A 19891-nucleotide genomic window follows, 5' to 3' on the forward strand; every position below is an offset into this window, starting at 1 on the left:
CATTCGTTTGCTGATGCGCCTGCGCTCGGCACGCCTATCTAGCGCAGCAAGGCATCGATCTCGGCGCGCGAAGGCATGGCGGGGGCCGTGCCCGGCCGGGTCACGGCGATTGCCGCCGTCGCGCAACCGAAGCGAACGGCCTCGATCGGCGCATATCCTTCGGAGACCGCTGTCGCGAAGCCGCCCAGGAAGGCATCGCCGGCGCCCGTGGTGTCGACGACGTTGCCCGCAGAAAAAGCGGGGACAAATTCGCTCTGACCGGCCGTGTGATAGAAAGCGCCGCGTGCGCCGAGCGTGATGATGACCGCTCTCGCTCCGCGATCCAGCAAGGTCTGGGCCGCGGCTCGTGCCTGGTCGTCCGTGTCGATCGCATGTCCCGCCAATTCGGCCGCCTCCACCTCGTTCGGGACGATGAAATCGCACAAGCCATAGATGCTGTCCGGTAGGGCGCGGGCAGGCGCCGGATTGAAAATCGTGGTGACCCCTGCCCTTTTCGCCATCGACAGGCCATGGATGGCCGCCTCGAGCGGTTGTTCGAGCTGGGTCATAAAAATCGCGGCGCTTTCGATCTCCACCCGGTTCGCATCGACATCGTCTAAGCCGATTAGACCGGCAGCACCCGGCGCGACGATGATGGCATTATCGCCGCTCGCTTCGTCGACGAAGATGAAGGCAGCACCGCTGGAGACGCCGTCCATCTTCATCACATTGGCTTTGACGCCGGCCGCTGCGTAGGCCGCAAGGGCCATCTCACCGAACGGGTCGTTGCCGACCCGAGAGATGAAGGTTACCGTGCCACCGGCCTTTGCCGCGGCTATCGCCTGATTGGAGCCCTTGCCTCCCGGACCGAGCGTGAAGCCCGATCCCATCAGCGTCTCGGCAATATGGGGCAGGCGCTTGGCCTTATAGGCGGTGTCGGCGGCAAAAATACCCAGAATGACGATTCCGCTTTTCCCGCTCATCTGACCGCCTCCTCCGCCGGGATGACGCCCTTGGTCAGAAGGAAGCATCCGTAAAATCGCAGTTCCCCCGTTGCGATCACACAATAGGCCTTTTTGGCGATGTCGTAGAACGCCATCCGCTCGACCGGATACATGGGCGATGACTTGCCTTCGGCGCGATCGACGATGGCCTGGACTTCCTGTTGAATCTGCGGGATTTCGTCAGGCTTGCCGATCACTTCCATGCGACCCGCCGAAGGCTGAATCGGGGTGTCCAGCGGGAAGACGGAGAGGACCGCATCTATCGCCTGCGGCGCGGAAATGTTTTCCATCGTCAGAAGCCTGCCCAGACGCGTCTGGCGGGCGATCGAATCCGACGGAAAGTTCGTGTCGGAGATGACGAGATAGTCGCCGTGTCCCATGTTGCAAAGTGCTTGAAGAATATCGCCGTTGAGTTCGGCCCTGATTCCCTTGAGCATTCGATCTTTCCATTCCTTATAATGGCCGAAATGCCGGCCTTGCTTCAATTTTTATGCCCGGCGACCCTGGGCTGCGCGCACGGGCCACTCGAACCCCGCACGATCAGCGATCCGTCGATCATCTCGTCTCCTGTGCCGGGCGGCTCCTCAAGGAGAAGGCTGACCGCGCGCCGTGCCAGCGTGTCGGCCGGCTGGCGTATGGTTGTCAGCCGTGGCACGACGAGGTTAGCGAGCGAAATGTCGTCGAACCCCGTCACGGACAGCTTGCGCGGCACGTCGATCTTGAGGTCGCGTGCAGCGCGCAGGGCGCCGATGGCCTGCTGGTCACTGGCAGCCGCGATTGCTGTGGGCCGGCCCTGTGGTGGGCGCGAAAGCAGGTCACGGGCAACTTTCTCACCGGACTCATAGTCGAATTTGCCATACGCGATTTCGAGTTCAACTGCCTCGCCGGTCTTTCCAAACAGGTCAATGCGGCTGACGAAGCCCTCTTTGCGCATGCGCCCCGCCTCCGTGTCGGGTGGCCCAGCGATGTAGGCGATGTGGCGGTGGCCTAACCCATAGAGATGGTCGGCAATAAGCGCGGCAGCTTGCGCATGGTTTGTCGACACCAAGGGGAAGCTGCCGAAGCGCCGGTCCAGCGATATGATCGGAACCGCTCCCTCCAAGGGGAGGCCCGAACCGTCGCTCGAAGCCACCACGATGATGCCGCGCACCGACCGGTCGAGGAACGCGAAAACATGGCTCTGCTCCGCCTCGCGATCGTCATGCGAGCTAGCCAGCATGAGGCTATGCCCGCATTCCAGCGCGGCGCGCTCGACGCTTGCAGCAAGTTGCGCGAAGAATGGGTTGGTGATGTCGGGAACGACGAGGCCAATAACGTCGGTTTTGCTGGTGCGCAACGCTCTCGCGGTCACATTCGGCCGGTATCCGAGCGCAGAGATGGCGGCGCTGACCTTTTCGCGCAGCACAGGTTTGACCGCCGCTTCACCCGACAGCACGCGCGAAACGGTGCCCACGGATACGCCCGCATACTCGGCGACATCCTTGATTGTAGGCATCTTTGACATCTCGAACGTCCCGCAGCTACTTTACCGCTCCCGCGGTCATCCCGGCGATGATGTGCTTTTCCAGCATAACGCCGACAACAACCAATGGAAGGATGCCGGCGGTGGAAAGCGCCGCCATCGACCACCAATTGATGCCCTGGCTGCCCGTCTGGCTGGCAATCATCACCGGCAATGTATTGGTATTGGTCGAGGTCAGCAGCGCGGCGAAGAAATATTCGTTCCAGCACAGGATCAGCGCCAGCAGAAAGGCGGCCACCATGCCCGGCAGAACGAGCGGCACGATGATGCGGGCAAACGCGCCCCAGATCGACAGTCCGTCGACAAGCGCTGCCTCCTCGAGCTCCACGGGCACCGTGGCGAACTGGTCGCGCATGATCCAGACGACAATCGGCAGAACCATCAGCGTATAGACGGCGATCATTCCCACATAGGTGTCCAGCAGCGCCAGTTCCTTATAGAGAACGAGGAATGGTAGGGCGAGAACGACGGGCGGCATTATGAGCTGCGACAAGAAGAAGAACGAAATGTCGGAGTTGCGCATGTGGCCGAACCGGTATGAAAAGCGGCTGAGGCCGTAGGCCGCGAGCGATCCGAGCACGACCGCAAGTGCAGATGCCACGACCGAAATGATGATGCTGTTCCAGAGCCTGCGCATGAACTCGTCGCGCACCGTCGATATCTCGAAAATCGTATCCGGGGAAAGCCCGAGCGAGCGCCAGCCCAGCCAGTTGGGGGCAAAGTTCAACCAGGGGATCAGATTGCCGCGCATGACGTCAGCCGCTGTCTTGAACGAGGTCGAGACCGTCCAGAACAGCGGGAAAATGCAGACAAATGCCCAGGTAACCAACAGGCCGTAGATGGCGAAACGCATGGCCCACCAACGAATGCGCTGGCCGCGCGCGTATTTTTCGAAATCGATCCGAACCATCAGAGCCTTCCTGTCATGCGCTTCACGATACGGTCGGAAATCTTCATCAGCCCGGTCATGCCGAAAACGATGATCACCAGATAGACGAGCGCGAGAAGGGTGCCGTATCCAACATTCGAACGGTCGCGATATTCGCGATAGATGAAACTGGTGACGGAATCGGTCGCCCCGCCTGGACCTCCCGACGTCACCGTGATGATGATGTCGGCGAGCTTGAGCTTGAAGATGATGCGGATCATCACCGCCGTTACCGAAACCGGCAGCATCAGCGGGAAAATAACCTTCCAGAAGCGTTGCCACTTGGTGGCACCATCGACTTCGGCCGCCTCCAGCACCTCCCGCGACAGGCCCTGCAGTCCGGCGAGCAGCATGATCATCATGAACGGAATGAAGGTCCAGGCATCCATGATCATGATCGAAAGCCGCGCCACGAGCGGATCGCCGAAGAACGAGGGATTTTCCCAGCCGAGCCAGCGGGCAAACCGCGCGACCGGGCCGAAGCGGGTTTCCATCATCGACTTGCCGACCATCCAGCTCACCGCGACCGGCGACAGCATCAAAGGCACCAGAAAGGTGACGCGCCAGAACTTGCGAGCCAGGATTTCCTGATTGAGGAGCAACGCCAGGCCGAACGCGATTGCGTATTCGACGACGATCGCCAGGCAATAAAGGATCATGTTGAGCAGGGCATTGCCATAGAACGGATCGGTGATCATCCGGCGCACATTGTCGAGCCCGTTGAAGCGCCGCCCCGACGAAGAGGCGAGGTTCCAATCAGAAAAGCCGATCCAGAGCGCAAAGATCAGCGGAAAGACCACCATCGACACGACGAAAAGCGCAGCCGGCAGAATAAAAAGCGCCTTCTTGCCCGACTCGCCGTAGATGACAACGCGGGTGATGCAGAGAACTGCGGCCCAGAGAAAATAGGCATAAAGAACCGGGCGCCAGTTCGAAAAACCCCAATCGGTCCAGCCCAACGCATGGGCACCCTGCAATGCAAATGACGTTACGAACCATATGGCGCTCAGCCACAGAACCGCTTGGCCCCAGAAACGACGGCTCGCAGAAATGGAGCCGGCTTCGACCGTGTGCAGCAGGTCGCCTTCGACTGTCGACATATTATTCCTCGCCCGAACAGAATGGGCGCTGGCGAAATCGTTGCCGATCCGCCAGCGCGCTTACGGCGCCGCGCGTCTGAAAGACCCGCAAAGGACGCTGCACGCTTTGAATTGCTGCATAATTTATCCCCAAATCGATCCCGATCTAAGAAATTATGCAGCAGTCATCGATCAGAGCCCGAGGCTCGTCCGATAAAGTTTCAGCTGGCTATCGCGGCCGATCTGGTCGGTGATCTTTTCCCAGGCGGCCGCAATCGCATCCGCGGTCTCCTGTGCCGACTTGTACTGTCCGGCAAAACCCTTCGCCAACTCGTCTTCGGCGACGGAGTAATACTGGAAGATGCCGGGGATACGCGGTTCGATGGCGGCGTTCGGGTGGTTGTAGCTATCGACGTTCGAACCCAGATAGTCCTCGATATAGGCGCGGTCGTAACCTGCCTTTTCCCATTCGTCATAGTTGAAGTTGGACTGACGGTAGGGTTGGAAGCCGGAGGGATAGGCCGACGTCCACAGAGACAGATCCTTGCCGCCGAGATGGGCAGCAGCAGACCAGGCGGCCTTGCGCTTCTTCTCGTCGCTGGAGACCTGCTTGGTAACGTAAATGCCCCAGCCCAGATAGGCCATATTAGGCGCTTCGTTGTACTTGTCTTCCCACTGCCCGGTCTTGCGGTTGTAGACACGGTTGGAGCCGCGGTTGATGCCGAAACCGACCACATCGCCGACGACCGAGGTGTCGGAAGTGCGTGCGCTGGAACCGACATCGCCCCACCACATCAGCATTGCGCCGGTGCCGGCCAGGAACTGCGAGAAAGCCGTGGTGCCGGGGTCGGCATTGATCTGGTCGGCGGGATAGGCCTTTGCCGCAATCAGATCCAAGACGTCCTGGATCGCCTGAACCCATGCCGGGTTATTGACCAGCGGCTTCATGTTTTCAGGATCGAACAGCCAGGCCGGGTCGCCCGGATATTTAGCATAGGCCGTTGCGCGGTTCTCGATGAAATAGAAGCCGAAGCCGCCCCATCCCTTGAGTGGATCGAGATAGCCGTAGGCTGGCTGGCTGGTCAGCGGATCGGTCTTGCCGATCAGCGCCTTGGAAGCCGCGTTCACTTCCTGCCATGTCTTCGGCGGCTCCGCCATGCCGCTGATCGAGCCTTCGCCGAAGTAATCCTTGCGGTAGGCGAAGGTGTGGCAGTCGCCGTCGATCGTCACGCGATAGGTCTTGCCGCCCCAGGTGCCGACCGGTGGCTTCAGGTAGCTCACCATGTCGTCCGCCTCGATCTGCTTTGCAACCCAGTCAGGCATCTCGTCCAGAAGCCCGCGTCCGGCGGTGTCGCCCTCGAAGGGTGCACCCATCTCCAGGAGGTCGAAGTCAACCGTGCCGGTTGCGATCGATTGCTGAAGTCGAGCGTTGTAATCAGCCTGAGCAAGGTCGATCCAGTTGATCTTGGCGCCGGTATAGGCTTCCCACGGCTTCAGGAAACCGCGGAACAGGAAGTTGTGGAGGTTCTGGTTGTTGAGCCCCATGAAGGTCAGCTCGACACCGGCGAACTCACCTTGCTTGACATTGGCCTTGGTCGGACCGAGGCAAAGCTCGCCGACCTTCTGCCAGTCTGCGTCCGTTGGCGAGCCCTTGCCGACACCTGGAATTTTCAGGATCTGGGCGCGCAGATCATCGGCGGCAAACGCCGTGCCGGCAATGCCGCCCATCGCGCCAGACAGCCCGAGCAGTGCTGCGGCACTTGCCGTTCCACGCAAGACGTCGCGGCGACTTGCCTGACGGCGCATCAATGCATCATATATTTCAACTCTCATATTTTCCTCCTCCACGTTTCGTTGTGCTGCCGCCACCTGGCCGTGCCGGGCTGGCTCCAGTGCGATTTTACACTGGCCTCCTGCGGAACTATCTGGTAGCAAGAAAATGAAACGTTTCATATCTTGCCTGAAACCGCTCCTCCCGGTCTCGATTTCGAGAATTAGACGGCAGGCGGAAAAAGTCAACAGGAAATGAAACGTTTCATGGAGGAGGTCTGACAGGTAGTTTCAAATCGGCAAAAGGCGGCTCGTCGGCCCTCTTGCAGGAAGCATCTGTCGTGAAATGCACAGCCCTTGGGGAGCGCCCGGGGCCGGCAGAAAGCGAGTGGGAGGCACATGGCTGAGGTCAATATTTCGGGGGCACGCAAGGCCTACGGCACGTTAAATGTCCTGCATGGCGTCGATATAGAAATCCGCGACGGCGAGTTTGTGGTGCTCGTCGGTCCTTCCGGTTGCGGCAAGTCGACTCTGTTGCGCATGGTCGCAGGGCTCGAAAGCATCACCGACGGCACGATTTCGATCGGCAGAAACGTCGTCAACAATCTCCCGCCGAAGGACCGCGATATCGCAATGGTCTTCCAGAGCTATGCGCTCTATCCGCACAAAACCGTTGCCGAAAACATGGTTTTTGCGCTTCGCCTGCAGAAACAGCCAGCCGACGTTATCAAACAGCGCCTGCAGGCGGCGGCCGAAACACTCGATCTCGTGCCTTACCTCGACCGTTATCCGCGCCAGCTTTCGGGTGGCCAGCGGCAGCGTGTCGCGATGGGGCGGGCCATCGTCCGATCGCCGCAGGTCTTTCTGTTTGACGAACCTTTGTCGAACCTCGATGCCAAGCTGCGCGTTCAGATGCGCAAGGAGATCAAGGAACTGCACCAGCGGCTGAAAACCACGACCATCTACGTCACGCATGACCAGGTCGAAGCGATGACCATGGCCGACAAGATCGTGGTGATGCAGGGAGGCAAGGTCGAACAGATCGGCACGCCGCTGAAACTTTACGACCGTCCCAACAACACGTTCGTGGCAACCTTCATCGGCTCGCCGTCGATGAACCTCCTGAAAGGCCGGTACAAGGCCGATGGCGCTATCTTCGTCACGGAGACCGGCGACGAGATCGGACTTGGTTTCACGCCCGAAGCAACAGACGGGCAGTCCGTGCTCCTCGGCGTTCGCCCCGAACATCTGTCGCTCGCCGAACATGGCCTGAAGGCAACGGTCAGCGTCACCGAACCCACCGGCCATGAAACGATGGTGTTCCTGCGCTACGGGCCGGGCGAACTTGTCGCCGTGTTTTCGGAACGCCATGAGTTCGAGCCGGGGCAAGTCGTCACAGTGGCTCCCCGAACGGAAAAGCTCCATCTATTTGATGCTGGGTCAGGCAAGACGCTACGGCTCGATTGAGCCGCCACGCCTGCGGACAAGGGACGCTTGACGGTGCATCGCACCAACAGGGAGCGATGACCTCGCAACGATGCGACGCCATCGCTTCTCTGATGTGTCGTTACTTGCAGATCGCCGCGGCCAGGAAGCCGCGCATCGCTTCGCCGAAAGGCGGGCGTATCATATATTCGGCCTCCACCATCTTGCTCTGGTGATAGACGGCGCGCGGATGCGAGAAGGCGAGGAAGCCGAACTTGCCGTGATAGGCGCCCATGCCGGAATGGCCGACTCCGCCGAAGGGCAGGCCTTCCGCCGTGACGTGGCTCATGCAGTCGTTGACCGTCACCCCGCCGGAGGTCGTATTGTCGAGCACGCGGCGTTCCTCTTCGCCATCCTGGCTGAAGTAATAGAGCGCGAGCGGGCGCGGCTTGGCGTTGATCCGATCGATGACGTCGGCGATATCGCGATAGGCAATCACCGGCAGCACCGGTCCGAAGATTTCCTCCTGCAGCACGCGCATATCTTCGGTGGGATCGAGGATCAGGGTCGGCGGCATGCGATGGGCCGATTGCTGGGAGAAATTCTCCGCCGCCGGGTTGATCTCGATGACGCGGGCGCCCTTGGCCCTGGCGTCGTCGATCAGGCCCTGGACGCGGGCATGATGGCGGGCATTGACGATCGAGGTGTAATCAGGATTTTCCTTCAGCCCCGGATACATTGCAACGACCGCCGCGACCGCGTGTTCGGCGAAGTCCGTCACACTTTCCTCGGGCACATAGACATAGTCCGGCGCCAGGCAGATCTGGCCGGCATTCAGCGTCTTGACGGTCATGACGCGGCGCGCGGCGTCCGCGATGTCGGCCGAGCGGCCGATGACGACGGGAGACTTGCCGCCAAGCTCGAGCGTCAGCGGCGTCAGGTTTTCCGCCGCCGCGCGCATGACGTGATGGGCGATCACGGTGCCGCCGGTGAAGATCAGATGGTCGAAGGCCAGTGACGTAAAGGCCGTGCCCGTGGCCGGCCCGCCCTGCACGACGGCGATTTCCGTTTCGTCGAAAGCGTGGGCGATCAGTTCCGCCATCAGTGCTGACGAAGCCGGCGTCACCTCCGACGGCTTGATCATGGCGCGGTTGCCGGCGGCGAGAATGCCGGCAAGCGGCGCCAGGGCCAGCTGATAGGGGAAATTCCAGGGGCTGAGGATCCCGACCACCCCCTTCGGCTGATAGCTCACTTCGGCCACCGCGTCCGGGAATAATGCCTCGTGCTGCTCAGGCTTCAGCCATTCGGCGAGATGGCCCTTGGCGTATTTGAGCGAACCGACGCAGGTGAAGACATCGAGAAGCAGGCTCGCCTCGACGCTGCGGCTGCCGAAATCCTGCGACAGCGCCGCGGCGATCGCATCCTTGTGGTCGACGAGAAGAGCGATGACGCGATCGATGCGATCCGTACGGGTCTGGATGCTTGGCGGCCCGTCCCTCAGGAAGGACGCCCTTTGCCGGTCGAGCAGCGTCTTCATGGCATCAGGACTGGTATCGGTGGCGATTGGGGCGACGGTGTTCATTTTTTCCTCCCTTGAACGGTGTCAGGCGGCCGGCTGGCGCACCACCGGTTTTAGCACGATGCCCTTTTCGGCATCCTCCACCGCCCGGTTAATGTCGGCGAAATCGTAGAAGGTGACGAGCCTGTCGAAGGGGAAGCGGCCCTGTCTGTGAAGGTCGATCAGCAGCGGGATCAGCACGTCGGGATTGGAGTCACCCTCGACGATGCCGCGCACCCGGCGCCCGCCGGAGAGAATATGGGTGAGGTCGAGCGTCAGCGTCGCGCCGTGGGGCGAGGCCCCGACGATGCCGCAAGTGCCACGCGGCGCCAGGACCCGCACGCACTGGTCGATGACGGCGGGCACGCCGGAGGCATCGATCGCATAGTCGACGCCGACGCCGGTCAGCGCCATGATCGTGGCGACGGCGTCGCTCGCTTTGCCGTCGACGATGTCGGTCGCGCCGAGTTCGGCGGCAAGCGCCAGCCGCGCCTCGTTGACGTCGACGGCGATGATGCGCGAAGCGCCGACGATCCGCGCCGCCATCACGGCGGCGAGGCCGACGGAACCCATGCCGAATACTGCAAGCACTTTTCCCGGTTCGACCTTGAGCGCGTTCATCACCGCGCCGGCGCCGGTCTGGATGCCGCAGGCAAGCGGCCCAAGTAGCGCCAGATCGGCATCTTCAGGCACTTTGACGATATTGCGCTCATGGCAGAGCGCGTGGCTGGCAAAGGAGGATTGCCCGAAAATATTGCCGTTCACCCGCTCCCCTCTGTAGGAGAGCCCGCTCGAACCATCGGCGCGCGCACCGAAGAAATTGCGCGGGAAGAATTCGTGGCAATAGGTCTCCTCGTGATCGTTGCAGCTCGGGCAATGACCGCAGGAATTGAAGGTCATGACCACGTGGTCGCCCGGCTTCACCTTGGCGACGCCAGGCCCGACACGCTCGACGATGCCGGCACCTTCATGGCCGAGCACCACCGGCTGCGGCACCGGCAGATGCTGGTCGCGCATGACGATATCGGTGTGACAGACCCCGGTCGCGACGACGCGAACCAGGATCTCTCCCTCGCGCGGCTCCTCCAGATCGAGGCTTTCCAGCGAAAACGGCATATGTGGCGCACGCGCCACCGCGGCATTTATCTTCATGGTTTCCTCCTCCCGATGATTTGCCCACGAAACGGCCCGGCATGCCGGGCCTTGAGGTCAGCGGTCGCGCTTGTAGGCGCCGAGCCCCGGCTGATAGGTCTTGTCGTCGAGGAACTGCTTCAGCCCCTCGTCGCGCCCCTTGGTCTTATCGAGAAACAGCATCTGCTCCAGCTTGGCGTAGATGTAATCGTCGGCCAGATCCCAGGGCAGGTTACGCACGCGCTTATAGGTATCCTTGGCGGCCTTCAGCGTCACCGGGTTCTTTTCGAGCAGGCTGGCGCAGATCTTGCGGACCCGGGTTTCAAGCTCGGCCAGCGGCACGGCCTCGTTGACGAGGCCCATTTCAGCGGCCTTGCGCCCGCCGAACAATTCGCCGGTCATGATGTAGTAGAGCGCGTCGCGATGGCGCATCACTTCGGCAACCGCGCGGGTGACGTTGCCGCCCGGCAGAATGCCCCAATTGATCTCGGAAAGGCCGAAATTCGCTTCTTCGGCGGCGATGGCGAGATCGCAGGAAACGAGCGGTGTGAAGGCACCGCCGAAACACCAGCCATTGACCATGGCGATCGTCGGCTTTTCGAAATACATCAGCCGGCCCCACCAGCCGCCGGATTGGCGCCGCGCCTTCAGCGTGACATCGCGCGGCTTGTCGTCATTGTCGCGGAAATATTCCTTGAGATCCATCCCGGCGGACCAGGACTCGCCGGCGCCGCGCAACACCAGAACACCGCAGCGCTCGTCACCCTCGAGTTCATCGAGCACTTCCATCATCCGGGCGTTCAAAGCCGGATTCATCGCATTGCGCTTTTCCGGGCGGTTGAGGGTCACGAACGCGATGCCGTTGTCGAATTCGACCAGAACCGGCGATTGATTTTCTGTCATGGGTTGCTCCATTGGTTTCGGCGTGAATGCCGGAGGCGGCTTCACAAGGCCTGTCGTTGAAGGGTTTCGTCGGAATGGGACTGGCGCAGAATATGTTTCTGCACTTTGCCGGAGGCTGTGCGGGGAATGGTCTCGACGAAGAGGATGCGCGCCGGGCGCTTGAAGGCGGCGAGCCTTGCCGCGCAATGGCCGGCGATCTCATCGCCCGTTGCCGCAGCACCCGGCCGCAGCACGACATAGGCGACGCCGCATTCTCCCCACCTGGTATCGGGCATACCGACGACCGCGACATCGAGAATATCGGGATGGCTTGCGAGCGCTGCTTCGACCTCGGCGGGATAAACATTCTCGCCGCCGCTGATATACATGTCCTTCAGGCGATCGACGATCCGATAGAAACCGTTGGTTTCGCGGCGGCCGAGATCGCCGGTGCGGTACCAGCCGTCGGTGAAGGCGGCAGCGGTCTCCTCAGGCTTGTTCCAATAGCCGGGCGTCACCGCCGGCCCGCGCAGCCATAATTCGCCGATCTCATCTTCCCCGACATCGCAGCCGTCGTCGCCGACGATACGGATGTCGAGCAAGGGCGCCGGAAGACCGACACTGCCGGGATTGTCCTGGACGGCACGCCGGTCGATCGGCACATGCAGCACCGTGCCCGCCTCGCTCATGCCGTAACCGTTGACCAGCGCCACACCGTCATCGAGATAGCTTTCGATCAGCGCCTGCGTCAGTGGTGCACCGCCGACGAAGAGCGCGTGCAGGCCGGAAAGAGCCGTGGCGCTATAAGCGGGGTCGTTGCGCAGCGCGAGCGCGATCTGCGGCACGGCGAAATAATGGCTGATGGCACGCTGCCGATCAGCAAGGGCTGCAAGTGTGCGCGCCGGCGTGAACCGGTCGGAGACGACAAGCGTGCCGCCCTGCATCAATGTGGTGCGTGCCACGGCGATCAGCCCGATCGTGTGGAAGAACGGCAGGTCGCAAAGCGCGACGGATCCCGGCCCGATCTCGCCGACGAAGGAAAAATTGACGGCGGCGAAAAAAGCGTTGCGGCGAGTGATGACGACGCCCTTCGGCTGTCCCGTCGTGCCCGACGTGTAGAGCAGGACGCAGGGGCCGTCGGCATCGGCAATCACGGGCGCGGCCGGAAGGCTCGCCTCGATCAGGGCGGCCAGCCCGGCCGGACCGCCGGCGGTCGATATCACCGTCATCTCCGGATCGACGTCCACAAGGCTCGCCACGGCTGCCGAAAACTCTTCGTCGTGGACCAGGAGAGCCGGTGCGCAATCGGCAAGGATCGGCCGAAGCTCGGCGGCGTTGAGGCGCCAGTTGAGCGGCACATAGATGGCGCCGGCGCGCTGGCAGGCAAAGGCAAGCACGATCGAATCCATCGAATTGCGCGCCAGCATGGCGACACGCGCCCCGTCGCGACGCGCTCCCAGCATATCGCCGAGGAAACCGGCACAGCAGGCAATGCGTGCATCGAGCTCGGCATAGGTCAGCTCCCGACCGGTGGCGATCTCGAACAGAGCCGGACGATCCGGCACGATGCTGGCGCGGTAAAGGATCGGATCATCCTTCAGCAGACCGCAGTCCGCCGACGAAGCCATCCCGGAAAAGGATTGCGTCATTTTCTCCTCCCATGCCCGCCGCTCCCCGCTGCAGGCATAAATTTGTATGCAACACATACTAATATTTTTTGAGTGAGATGCAAGAGGCTGTTTCTAGCAAAACCGATCAACCCAGATAGACGCGGGGAATCCGCATTGCGGATATTGACTAACCCGCTGATTTTGATGGTTATGACACCTGGACGAGGTGAGAACGAATGATGGCTGCAAAACCACCGCAGGACGATTTTGAGCGCGAAGATGCTCCCTTGACACCGGCGCTCGACGTCGGCCGGCTTGGCGATCTCTTGGGCTTTCATCTGCGCATGGCGCATGTCGCGATCTATCGCGACTTCGCCGAAACCATGGAGGGACTGGGGCTGACGCAGAAGCAGCTCGCGGTGATGGAACTCACCGCCGGCAATCCCGGCGCATCGCAGATCGACCTTGCCAATACGCTCGGCACCGACCGGGCGACGATGATGGCCCTCGTCAACCGGCTGGCGGCCCGCGACCTGATCGAGCGACGTCCTTCCGCGGCCGACCGCCGCCGCCAGGAACTTCATCTGACGAAGGCGGGGCGGGCAATGCTCGCGCGGGCGCGTGATCTGATCGACGCACATGAACGGCGTTTCATCGGCCTGTTTTCGCCCGACGAAATGGATGGGCTGCTGATGGCGCTGAAGCGGATCTATAAGGGGAGTTGAAACCCGCTCGAGCTTGGGGAAGCGAGCGGCATCCAACTGATAGATTTCTCTTGGCAAAGTCCCGTGTTATGATCCCGGTCCTGGCGTCGTCCGCCGTGGGTTCTGCACGGGGAGACTTGTCTCATGAGTGAAATGGACGTGCTTTTTGCCACCCTGCGACAGGCGGCTGACCCGCAGACGGTCGAGTGCATCGAAAACGTCGTCAAGCATGGCTCGGATCGCGATCTCAATCGCATCAATGCGCTCGCCTTCGCCAAGACGCATCATCTCGATGAAGAGAAAACGATCGCAGCACTTTTGCATGCAGCCCGCATAGGCGCGTTCGAGATGACCTGGAATGTCCTTTGCCCGGGATGCGGCGGTGTGCTCGACAGCGGCGCTACTCTCAAAGGGGTCGTCCAGGACACCTACCATTGTGCGCTCTGCGCCGCCGGATACGAACCGACCCTCGACGAGATGGTCGAGGTAACGTTCACAGTCAGTCCGCGTGTTCGCAGGATCGCTGCCCACGACCCCGATCGGCTGCCTCCGCTTGAATACTACCGCCAAATCTTCTTCAGCTCCGGCGTCGACTTGCCGGAGGATCTGGAAGCGAGGTTCGAACGCATCATGCTGGAGATGATCGAGCTGGCTCCGGGCGAGAAGGCTTTCGTCTCCCTGCAACTGCCGGCGCAGTTCGTCATCATCTTCGATGCGGTCACGCATTCGGCGCAGTTCATCGACGTGAAGGGTGAGCCCACCGACGAACGTCAAAACCTCGCAATGGTCATCAGTCGAGGGCATGCACTGAACGAAACGGTCACGCTGCGTCCCGGCTTGCTGCGGCTGACCCTCGAAAACCACACCGATCGCAGAGTCGTCCCGAACGTTTGCATCGCTGGAGACGACCTTCACGATCTGCTGGGTAGCCGGCGCGCTTTTCTGACAGCCAAACGCCTGCTGACCAACCAGAGTTTCCGCGACATCTATCGGACCGACACGCTCGATGTCGACCAGCGCCTCAAAATCACCAGCCTGACTTTCCTCTTCACCGACCTGAGGGGCTCGACCGCGCTTTACGAGCGCGTTGGAGATCTTGCCGCTTTCGATCTGGTGCGGGCGCATTTCAGGGTTCTTCACGAGATTGTCGCAACCGAGGCCGGAGCAGTGGTCAAGACGATCGGCGATGCCGTGATGGCGACCTTCCCGAGCCCGGACCGCGCGGTGGCGGCAGCCCTCAGGATGCGCGAGGCGATGCTTCGGTTGAATGCCGAACACGGCAGCGACGACCTTCTCCTGAAGATCGGCATCCATGAGGGACCATGCCTCGCGGTCAACCTGAACGACCGGCAGGACTATTTCGGCCAGACCGTCAACATCGCCTCCCGCGTCCAGGGCCTTGCCGATCCCAATGTGATCATGACGACGGAGGCGATCGTCGAAGATGCCCAGGTTTCAGAGATCCTGCGTGACAGCGGCATCAGCTCCGCCTCGCGGATGGCTGAGCTTCAGGGCATCGGGAGAGAGGTGAGGATTTTTGCGCTGTCGTGAGGTTGGTCTGCTCTTCGGCGTCACGCCAGTTAGAGTAGTTTCCGCTGACGGCCGGCCAAACGAACTTTTTTCGTTGTCGAAGGATAAGGCTGCTTTGCGCCTCCATTTTAGTCCTTCAGACGGCCATCGCGTCTGCCGGAAAGCGGATGCAGTCACATTGGCGGCGTCAGGTCGCATTTTGAGACATTATCCTGAAGTCGCTCCATGTGTCATTGCGGTCTCGTTTGCTGGCTCAGTATGATGCCACTCCTACTCGTTGTAGTGTCAAAATTACCCTCATTGGCGCAGCAGCTTTTTGATGGCGCCCGAACTGCTTTACGCCAACCACCGGGGCCCCCAGTCCACCTTGCATTTCAAATTCCCCATGCTTGAGTTGGCCACAACAATTTTGTTGCACACCCTTGTAGACAACAAAATCGTTGTGTATTTGTACGCTATGAGTTCAGGAATCATCCTCAATGAGAAAGAGCTGCGCGACACCAAAATGCGGGTATCGCGCCTAATCGATGCACTCTCCTCGGAGAGTTCGGTGAAGAAGATGACCGGCGGCCTTCCATCGGAGGTTGTTGTCCAGGTTACGGAGATGATGAAAGCCGAGCGTAAGAATTTGCTTGGGTCCATCGAAGCTTACGAGTTCGCCAAGGAGACTGGCAACGCAACGCTCCTGCAACAACGTGCGTCGAGCGATCCGGGCGTCACCCTCATTGTTGCACGGATCGCCAAGGGCTATTCACAGCGCGACCTGGCTTGGCGGCTGGGCGTCAAGGAGCAGCAAGTCCAACGATATGAGGCGGATCGGTACAGCTCGATCAGCCTAAAAAACTACGCGCGTGTCGCAGCTCTTTTAGGTGTGCAGATCAGAGCAACCATCCAGGAAAATCCGGAATTCCGAGGACTCGACGCGATCATCGCTGACGTATCGAAGGAGGACATTAAGAAGATACTGCGCCATGGCCGGACAAAGGGATGGTTCTCAGAAGAAATGAGCGAGGCCCAGCTTCGTCAATATATCGCTGAGAACCGTATTGAGTTTGGCAGTCCGTCGCTGCTGCGGACAGGCCTTAACGTCACCGATCATAGCGAAGACGTCCTCCTTCACGCATGGCGAGCACGCGTCGCCGCTCGTGCTCGGGACGAGATTTCAAAGGAACTGACAAGCTTCGATCCACTAGAGATAGGTTGGTTGCCGGAACTCGTCGGGCTTACCGTCCTCGACGATGGGCCGAATCGCGCGATCAAGGTGCTGGCCGAGCACGGGATCATAGTCATAGCAGAAGCACAAATTCCTGGCCTTGCCATCGATGGAGCAGCATTTCTAGAACAGGGTATTCCGGTAATTGGTCTCACCATCAGGAAAGACACGATAGACAATTTCTGGTTTACCCTTTTACATGAACTGGCCCATGTTATTCTCCACTATAGAACTGGGCTTTCAACTGGCTTCTACGACCAGGACGAGGCGACAGCCAGCGATGAGCAAGAGGCCGAAGCTGATAAGTTCGCGGGAAATCTGCTAATTCCTGGGGAAAGATGGGCTAGGTCAACCGCAAGGATCGCAAACTCGCCGGAAGTAATCGAAAAATTTGCCAGCGATCTGGGGATACACTCGGCAATCGTATTCGGCCGCATTCGCAAAGAAAGACGAAACTATACTATCTTCGCGAACAAGATCGGGACAAATTCAGTGCGTGCGCAACTAATGGAGCAGTCCTAGAGAAAGGAAATTCCATGCAGCCTTATCATCCCGCGCTCCGTGTCAAGCAGGGTGAATGCACAGCCATTGCCAAGATAGCGCGAGACATTCAGCGCCAAATTCAACCACGGTTCATTATCCCTCCGCCGAAGGAAAGTGATCCTGCGAAAGGTAGGCCACTCACGCCCGATGAGATCGCCTACGAAACAGGCCGTCGTATTGGGAAGAATTGGCCTTTCGAGGTAGCTTTTCTCGATGCTCAGTATGTCGCGTCCTTTCTCGGTGATTCTGGACTAAGGACGCTATTTCGCACTGCGCAATACCAGAACGGCAAATTGGTGGCCGTGGCGACTGTAGATGATCTGTTCAACCCAACTTTCGCTGCGTTCCTCCGCGCATCGGCTCCGCGAGTTGCGATTTTCGTTCCCTATGAAAAGGTGGACACTAAGCGGATACTGGATGGCATGAAGTCCCTCGGCTGCGCACCCGAGGATTGCGTCATCTTTGTTGACTTCAACAAAGCGCCTTTTGAACTTGAAGGCATAGAAATCGCCGTTGCTGCAATCTTCGACGAAATAGCCGCCGCCGCGCAATGGCACCGTATTGTTTTCCAGGGCTCGTCTTTCCCGAAAACCAATCCGGCAAAGGCAAAGGGAACGTTCACAGTCACTCGCCACGAATGGGATGTCTTCCAGGCGGCCATCAAAGAGTGCTCGGTTTCACCCAACTTGATCGGCTACGGGGACTACGGTCCAGATAGCAGCGAGATTAAGTTTTCAAAAAAGAAAGGTGGTGCCGTACCTTACCGGCATATTCGCTACACCATTGATGGCTCGAATCTTGTGGTGAGAGGTAGCGATACCGGCGCCCAGGCCAGTGCAATGAAGGACGTCTGCCAGACAATTTTGACGTCTGGAAAGTTCCTGGGCCGCGACTTCTCATATGCTGACGAGGCAATTTATCAAATCGGCAACGGGCGTTGGTCTGCGGGTACACCCAGCATGTGGCGGGAATGGAACATGGCGCACCATATGACCTATATCGTCCGGCAACTTGGTGCACAGGAGGGTAAGACCTTCGAATTTGGCCGCTTCAGTAAGGACGCTGAGCAATCCTCCTTGTGGCCAGAGACCGAAGACGAGCCGTCTGGTACTGGCCCCGAAGTCGCCGTCGGCGGATAGAGCGGAAATGTCCGCTTCGCGCGCCCAAGTCAGTCGCTACGTTACGTTAAGCGCTCTTGAGAAGCGGGCTTAGTTCTGCTCGGAGAGCGATACGACCATACTGACGAGTGAGCGGGACTTACTGCGCGCGTGTAAGCTCATATTCAAGCCTTCGATGGATTGCGCTACGAAGGTTCTTTATCTGACGCGCGATTGGCTTTCCTAACGCTCCCATCGTTTTTGATGCTCGTTTGGCGTAGGTGGTGAATGTCCATGAGCGATAGTCAGCGGCCTTCATATGGAAATCTTCCACCGAACCGAACGCCTGAATGAGCTTCTCGATGTCGGTCAGAGCAAGGATGTCGTGGGTTAGCTTTCCCTGATATCGCTTGACCTGACGAATGGCAGTCGCCCTACATACGGACGCGATCTTTCGGTGAAGATTGCTCATCGTCTTGTCACGAATGAACACATGTCTCCCGTCGTACCGAAAGCCGAGATACTCGAACGGCTTGTTCGGCATGGGTCTACCATCTTTATCGCTGGCCTTGATCGTGCGAACCTCTTGCCTCTCGCCTTCAACCTCGAAGCGATGAATAGCGGACTTCTCCTCCTTTATCAGAAGCCCCTTGCCGTAGGTTGTAATCGCGCTTCGGATTTCCTTTTCAAGGACGATTGCATCTGCTTCCAAAATGGGCGCGATGACCAAAATGTCGTCTGAATATCTGAAGAACCGGCCGCCGAAGTTGATGCAGATATCACGAAGGTATTTGTCGAATTCCAGGAGGTAGGCGTTTGCCAAAAGGTCGGACAATGGTGCGCCCTGCGGGACACCTATACAAAGCTTATTGACTTCAATGATTGATGACTGTGTGGCGGATCGCGCGATCTTCGCCTGAAAAGTCCGTCCATCGCAGAGTTGAACAGGAATTTCACTCCTGGCTTTCAAGAAGCCAGGACGGACTTTGCCGTTACGGTCCGTTTTGTCGCCATAAAACCCGAGCCGAGTATAGGCCTTGATGATATCCACAAAAGGATACCGCGTTATCGTCTGGTAGACCTTGAAGTGGTCAGCAGGTAGCCGAGAGACCCCAAGCAGTTCAGCCCAGACATCGCGAAGACGGCCATGATCGAGTGTCTCGAAGAAACTGCTGATGTCGAGCGCGATGGCGCAGCAGTTTCCTTGAGACTGAATGGCCTCGACAGCAGAAAGAGCGAAATCAATGTTGCTTTGTCCGCCGCTGCCGCCGGGTTTTGAGATACGGCGATAAGCAACAACGGAGTCGGACAGCCCTTCGGTCTGAAGCCGAGCCTCATATGGCACAGACAAGATGTGTCTGTAGTAAGAAAAAATGCAGCTATCGAGTCTGGCTGCAAAACGGATAGGCCGATCCTTCCGCTTACCGTGTCTGCCTTTCTTGGCATAAACGGTCCAGCCCTCGTCGTACTTTAAAAAAGGATAGAACGTATGGGTCGCAACACGAGCCGGATCCGTCGCCAAGGCCTCGGCTTCAGCTACGGATATGACGGGATCAAAGTGAGGGTAGCGCCTGACGGAAGCAGTCCATGCCTTCACGATAGTCCCCAAAGGCGAGAGGGGGCAAAAGGACCGTTGTGCATCCGGTTATCCTTCGCCCCCAACTGTTTAGAACGGGTATGGAATACCCTACGGCACAAGTAGTCGAGATAGTGGACTATATTAGCTGCATGTACGATTGCTCGTCATGTACCTTAAGCGTCCAGTTTCATGCGGAGGTCCGGATGGACATCATGGCATTACTGCTGGTGGCCTTCGGGCTTGACAGCTTCAAGTAATTCTCCGCTCCCCCAAGTCGCCCATCGTGATCGGATACCGTAAATATCGAAGCGAATGGATGAAAGTTCAAGACGGATGA

16 protein-coding genes are annotated in these 19891 nt (G+C 59.4%); 5 read left to right on the forward strand and 11 right to left on the reverse strand.

Annotated features, from left to right (window positions below; all coding sequences use genetic code 11):
* Nucleotides 1-38: 38 nt before the first annotated feature.
* The 6 genes from RCCGE510_RS27335 to RCCGE510_RS27360 form a co-directional block, all read right to left on the reverse strand.
* Nucleotides 39-962 carry a ribokinase gene (locus tag RCCGE510_RS27335; protein ID WP_007635603.1) on the reverse strand — a complete coding sequence of 308 codons (924 nt, stop codon included), beginning with the start codon at nucleotides 960-962 and terminating at the stop codon, nucleotides 39-41.
* Nucleotides 959-1420, reverse strand: coding sequence for an RbsD/FucU family protein (locus tag RCCGE510_RS27340; protein WP_007635604.1), 462 nt, complete (start codon nucleotides 1418-1420; stop codon nucleotides 959-961). Before RCCGE510_RS27340 ends, RCCGE510_RS27335 begins: the two co-directional genes overlap by 4 nt.
* Nucleotides 1421-1464: 44 nt before the next feature.
* Nucleotides 1465-2487, reverse strand: coding sequence for a LacI family DNA-binding transcriptional regulator (locus tag RCCGE510_RS27345; RefSeq protein ID WP_007635605.1), 1023 nt, complete (start codon nucleotides 2485-2487; stop codon nucleotides 1465-1467).
* Between the two features lie 16 nt (nucleotides 2488-2503).
* The gene (locus RCCGE510_RS27350) at nucleotides 2504-3415 is read right to left on the reverse strand and encodes a carbohydrate ABC transporter permease (RefSeq protein WP_007635606.1); all 912 of its coding nucleotides are present in this window, start codon (nucleotides 3413-3415) and stop codon (nucleotides 2504-2506) included.
* A complete protein-coding gene (locus tag RCCGE510_RS27355) occupies nucleotides 3415-4533 on the reverse strand; it encodes a sugar ABC transporter permease (RefSeq protein WP_007635608.1) in 1119 nt (372 codons plus the stop codon). Before RCCGE510_RS27355 ends, RCCGE510_RS27350 begins: the two co-directional genes overlap by 1 nt.
* 171 nt (nucleotides 4534-4704) lie before the next feature.
* On the reverse strand, nucleotides 4705-6345 hold the full coding sequence (locus RCCGE510_RS27360) for an extracellular solute-binding protein (RefSeq protein WP_007635610.1): 1641 nt from the start codon (nucleotides 6343-6345) through the stop codon (nucleotides 4705-4707).
* A gap of 336 nt (nucleotides 6346-6681) precedes the next feature.
* Between RCCGE510_RS27360 and ugpC the strand changes: the two genes are divergently transcribed.
* The gene (gene ugpC, locus RCCGE510_RS27365) at nucleotides 6682-7749 is read left to right on the forward strand and encodes a sn-glycerol-3-phosphate ABC transporter ATP-binding protein UgpC (RefSeq protein WP_007635612.1); all 1068 of its coding nucleotides are present in this window, start codon (nucleotides 6682-6684) and stop codon (nucleotides 7747-7749) included.
* Nucleotides 7750-7849: 100 nt separating this feature from the next.
* On the opposite strand, the gene RCCGE510_RS27370 is transcribed toward ugpC, so the two are convergent.
* Genes RCCGE510_RS27370 through RCCGE510_RS27385 form a run of 4 tightly spaced genes read right to left on the reverse strand, consistent with a single transcriptional unit; the run spans nucleotide 7850 to nucleotide 12927 of the window.
* Nucleotides 7850-9289 carry a coniferyl aldehyde dehydrogenase gene (locus RCCGE510_RS27370; RefSeq protein WP_007635613.1) on the reverse strand — a complete coding sequence of 480 codons (1440 nt, stop codon included), beginning with the start codon at nucleotides 9287-9289 and terminating at the stop codon, nucleotides 7850-7852.
* 21 nt (nucleotides 9290-9310) lie between these two features.
* Nucleotides 9311-10417, reverse strand: a complete 1107-nt coding sequence (locus RCCGE510_RS27375; RefSeq protein WP_007635614.1) for an NAD(P)-dependent alcohol dehydrogenase — start codon at nucleotides 10415-10417, stop codon at nucleotides 9311-9313.
* Nucleotides 10418-10474: 57 nt separating this feature from the next.
* Nucleotides 10475-11299, reverse strand: coding sequence for a p-hydroxycinnamoyl CoA hydratase/lyase (locus RCCGE510_RS27380; protein WP_007635615.1), 825 nt, complete (start codon nucleotides 11297-11299; stop codon nucleotides 10475-10477).
* A gap of 41 nt (nucleotides 11300-11340) precedes the next feature.
* Nucleotides 11341-12927, reverse strand: coding sequence for an AMP-binding protein (locus RCCGE510_RS27385; RefSeq protein ID WP_007635616.1), 1587 nt, complete (start codon nucleotides 12925-12927; stop codon nucleotides 11341-11343).
* 200 nt (nucleotides 12928-13127) lie between these two features.
* On the opposite strand from RCCGE510_RS27385, the gene RCCGE510_RS27390 reads away from it, so the two are divergent.
* The 4 genes from RCCGE510_RS27390 to RCCGE510_RS33805 all read left to right on the forward strand — a co-directional run bounded on the left by RCCGE510_RS27390 (nucleotide 13128) and on the right by RCCGE510_RS33805 (nucleotide 18017).
* Complete coding sequence (locus RCCGE510_RS27390) at nucleotides 13128-13613, forward strand: MarR family transcriptional regulator (RefSeq protein ID WP_037080002.1); 486 nt, start codon at nucleotides 13128-13130, stop codon at nucleotides 13611-13613.
* 123 nt (nucleotides 13614-13736) lie between these two features.
* Nucleotides 13737-15143: an adenylate/guanylate cyclase domain-containing protein gene (locus RCCGE510_RS27395; RefSeq protein WP_007635618.1), complete on the forward strand. Its 1407-nt coding sequence runs from the start codon at nucleotides 13737-13739 to the stop codon at nucleotides 15141-15143.
* 298 nt (nucleotides 15144-15441) lie between these two features.
* Nucleotides 15442-16857, forward strand: a complete 1416-nt coding sequence (locus tag RCCGE510_RS27400) for an XRE family transcriptional regulator (RefSeq protein ID WP_007635619.1) — start codon at nucleotides 15442-15444, stop codon at nucleotides 16855-16857.
* 14 nt (nucleotides 16858-16871) lie between these two features.
* Nucleotides 16872-18017: a beta family protein gene (locus RCCGE510_RS33805; RefSeq protein ID WP_007635621.1), complete on the forward strand. Its 1146-nt coding sequence runs from the start codon at nucleotides 16872-16874 to the stop codon at nucleotides 18015-18017.
* Nucleotides 18018-18135: 118 nt separating this feature from the next.
* Here the strand turns inward: RCCGE510_RS33805 and RCCGE510_RS27410 are convergent, their stop codons facing one another.
* The gene (locus tag RCCGE510_RS27410) at nucleotides 18136-19572 is read right to left on the reverse strand and encodes a reverse transcriptase domain-containing protein (protein ID WP_157179941.1); all 1437 of its coding nucleotides are present in this window, start codon (nucleotides 19570-19572) and stop codon (nucleotides 18136-18138) included.
* Nucleotides 19573-19891 lie beyond the last annotated feature (319 nt).

The sequence above is a fragment of the Rhizobium sp. CCGE 510 genome, assembly GCF_000292525.1.
Taxonomy (GTDB): Bacteria; Pseudomonadota; Alphaproteobacteria; order Rhizobiales; family Rhizobiaceae; genus Rhizobium.

Excerpts from the sequence above, each read along its gene's own strand:
- RCCGE510_RS27335 (WP_007635603.1), bottom strand. The coding sequence starts at position 962 with ATGAGCGGGAAAAGCGGAATCGTCATTCTGGGTATTTTTGCCGCCGAC.
- RCCGE510_RS27340 (WP_007635604.1), bottom strand. The coding sequence starts at position 1,420 with ATGCTCAAGGGAATCAGGGCCGAACTCAACGGCGATATTCTTCAAGCA.
- RCCGE510_RS27345 (WP_007635605.1), bottom strand. The coding sequence starts at position 2,487 with ATGTCAAAGATGCCTACAATCAAGGATGTCGCCGAGTATGCGGGCGTA.
- RCCGE510_RS27350 (WP_007635606.1), bottom strand. The coding sequence starts at position 3,415 with ATGGTTCGGATCGATTTCGAAAAATACGCGCGCGGCCAGCGCATTCGT.
- RCCGE510_RS27355 (WP_007635608.1), bottom strand. The coding sequence starts at position 4,533 with ATGTCGACAGTCGAAGGCGACCTGCTGCACACGGTCGAAGCCGGCTCC.
- RCCGE510_RS27360 (WP_007635610.1), bottom strand. The coding sequence starts at position 6,345 with ATGAGAGTTGAAATATATGATGCATTGATGCGCCGTCAGGCAAGTCGC.
- ugpC (WP_007635612.1), top strand. The coding sequence starts at position 6,682 with ATGGCTGAGGTCAATATTTCGGGGGCACGCAAGGCCTACGGCACGTTA.
- RCCGE510_RS27370 (WP_007635613.1), bottom strand. The coding sequence starts at position 9,289 with ATGAACACCGTCGCCCCAATCGCCACCGATACCAGTCCTGATGCCATG.
- RCCGE510_RS27375 (WP_007635614.1), bottom strand. The coding sequence starts at position 10,417 with ATGAAGATAAATGCCGCGGTGGCGCGTGCGCCACATATGCCGTTTTCG.
- RCCGE510_RS27380 (WP_007635615.1), bottom strand. The coding sequence starts at position 11,299 with ATGACAGAAAATCAATCGCCGGTTCTGGTCGAATTCGACAACGGCATC.
- RCCGE510_RS27385 (WP_007635616.1), bottom strand. The coding sequence starts at position 12,927 with ATGACGCAATCCTTTTCCGGGATGGCTTCGTCGGCGGACTGCGGTCTG.
- RCCGE510_RS27390 (WP_037080002.1), top strand. The coding sequence starts at position 13,128 with ATGGCTGCAAAACCACCGCAGGACGATTTTGAGCGCGAAGATGCTCCC.
- RCCGE510_RS27395 (WP_007635618.1), top strand. The coding sequence starts at position 13,737 with ATGAGTGAAATGGACGTGCTTTTTGCCACCCTGCGACAGGCGGCTGAC.
- RCCGE510_RS27400 (WP_007635619.1), top strand. The coding sequence starts at position 15,442 with ATGGCGCCCGAACTGCTTTACGCCAACCACCGGGGCCCCCAGTCCACC.
- RCCGE510_RS33805 (WP_007635621.1), top strand. The coding sequence starts at position 16,872 with ATGCAGCCTTATCATCCCGCGCTCCGTGTCAAGCAGGGTGAATGCACA.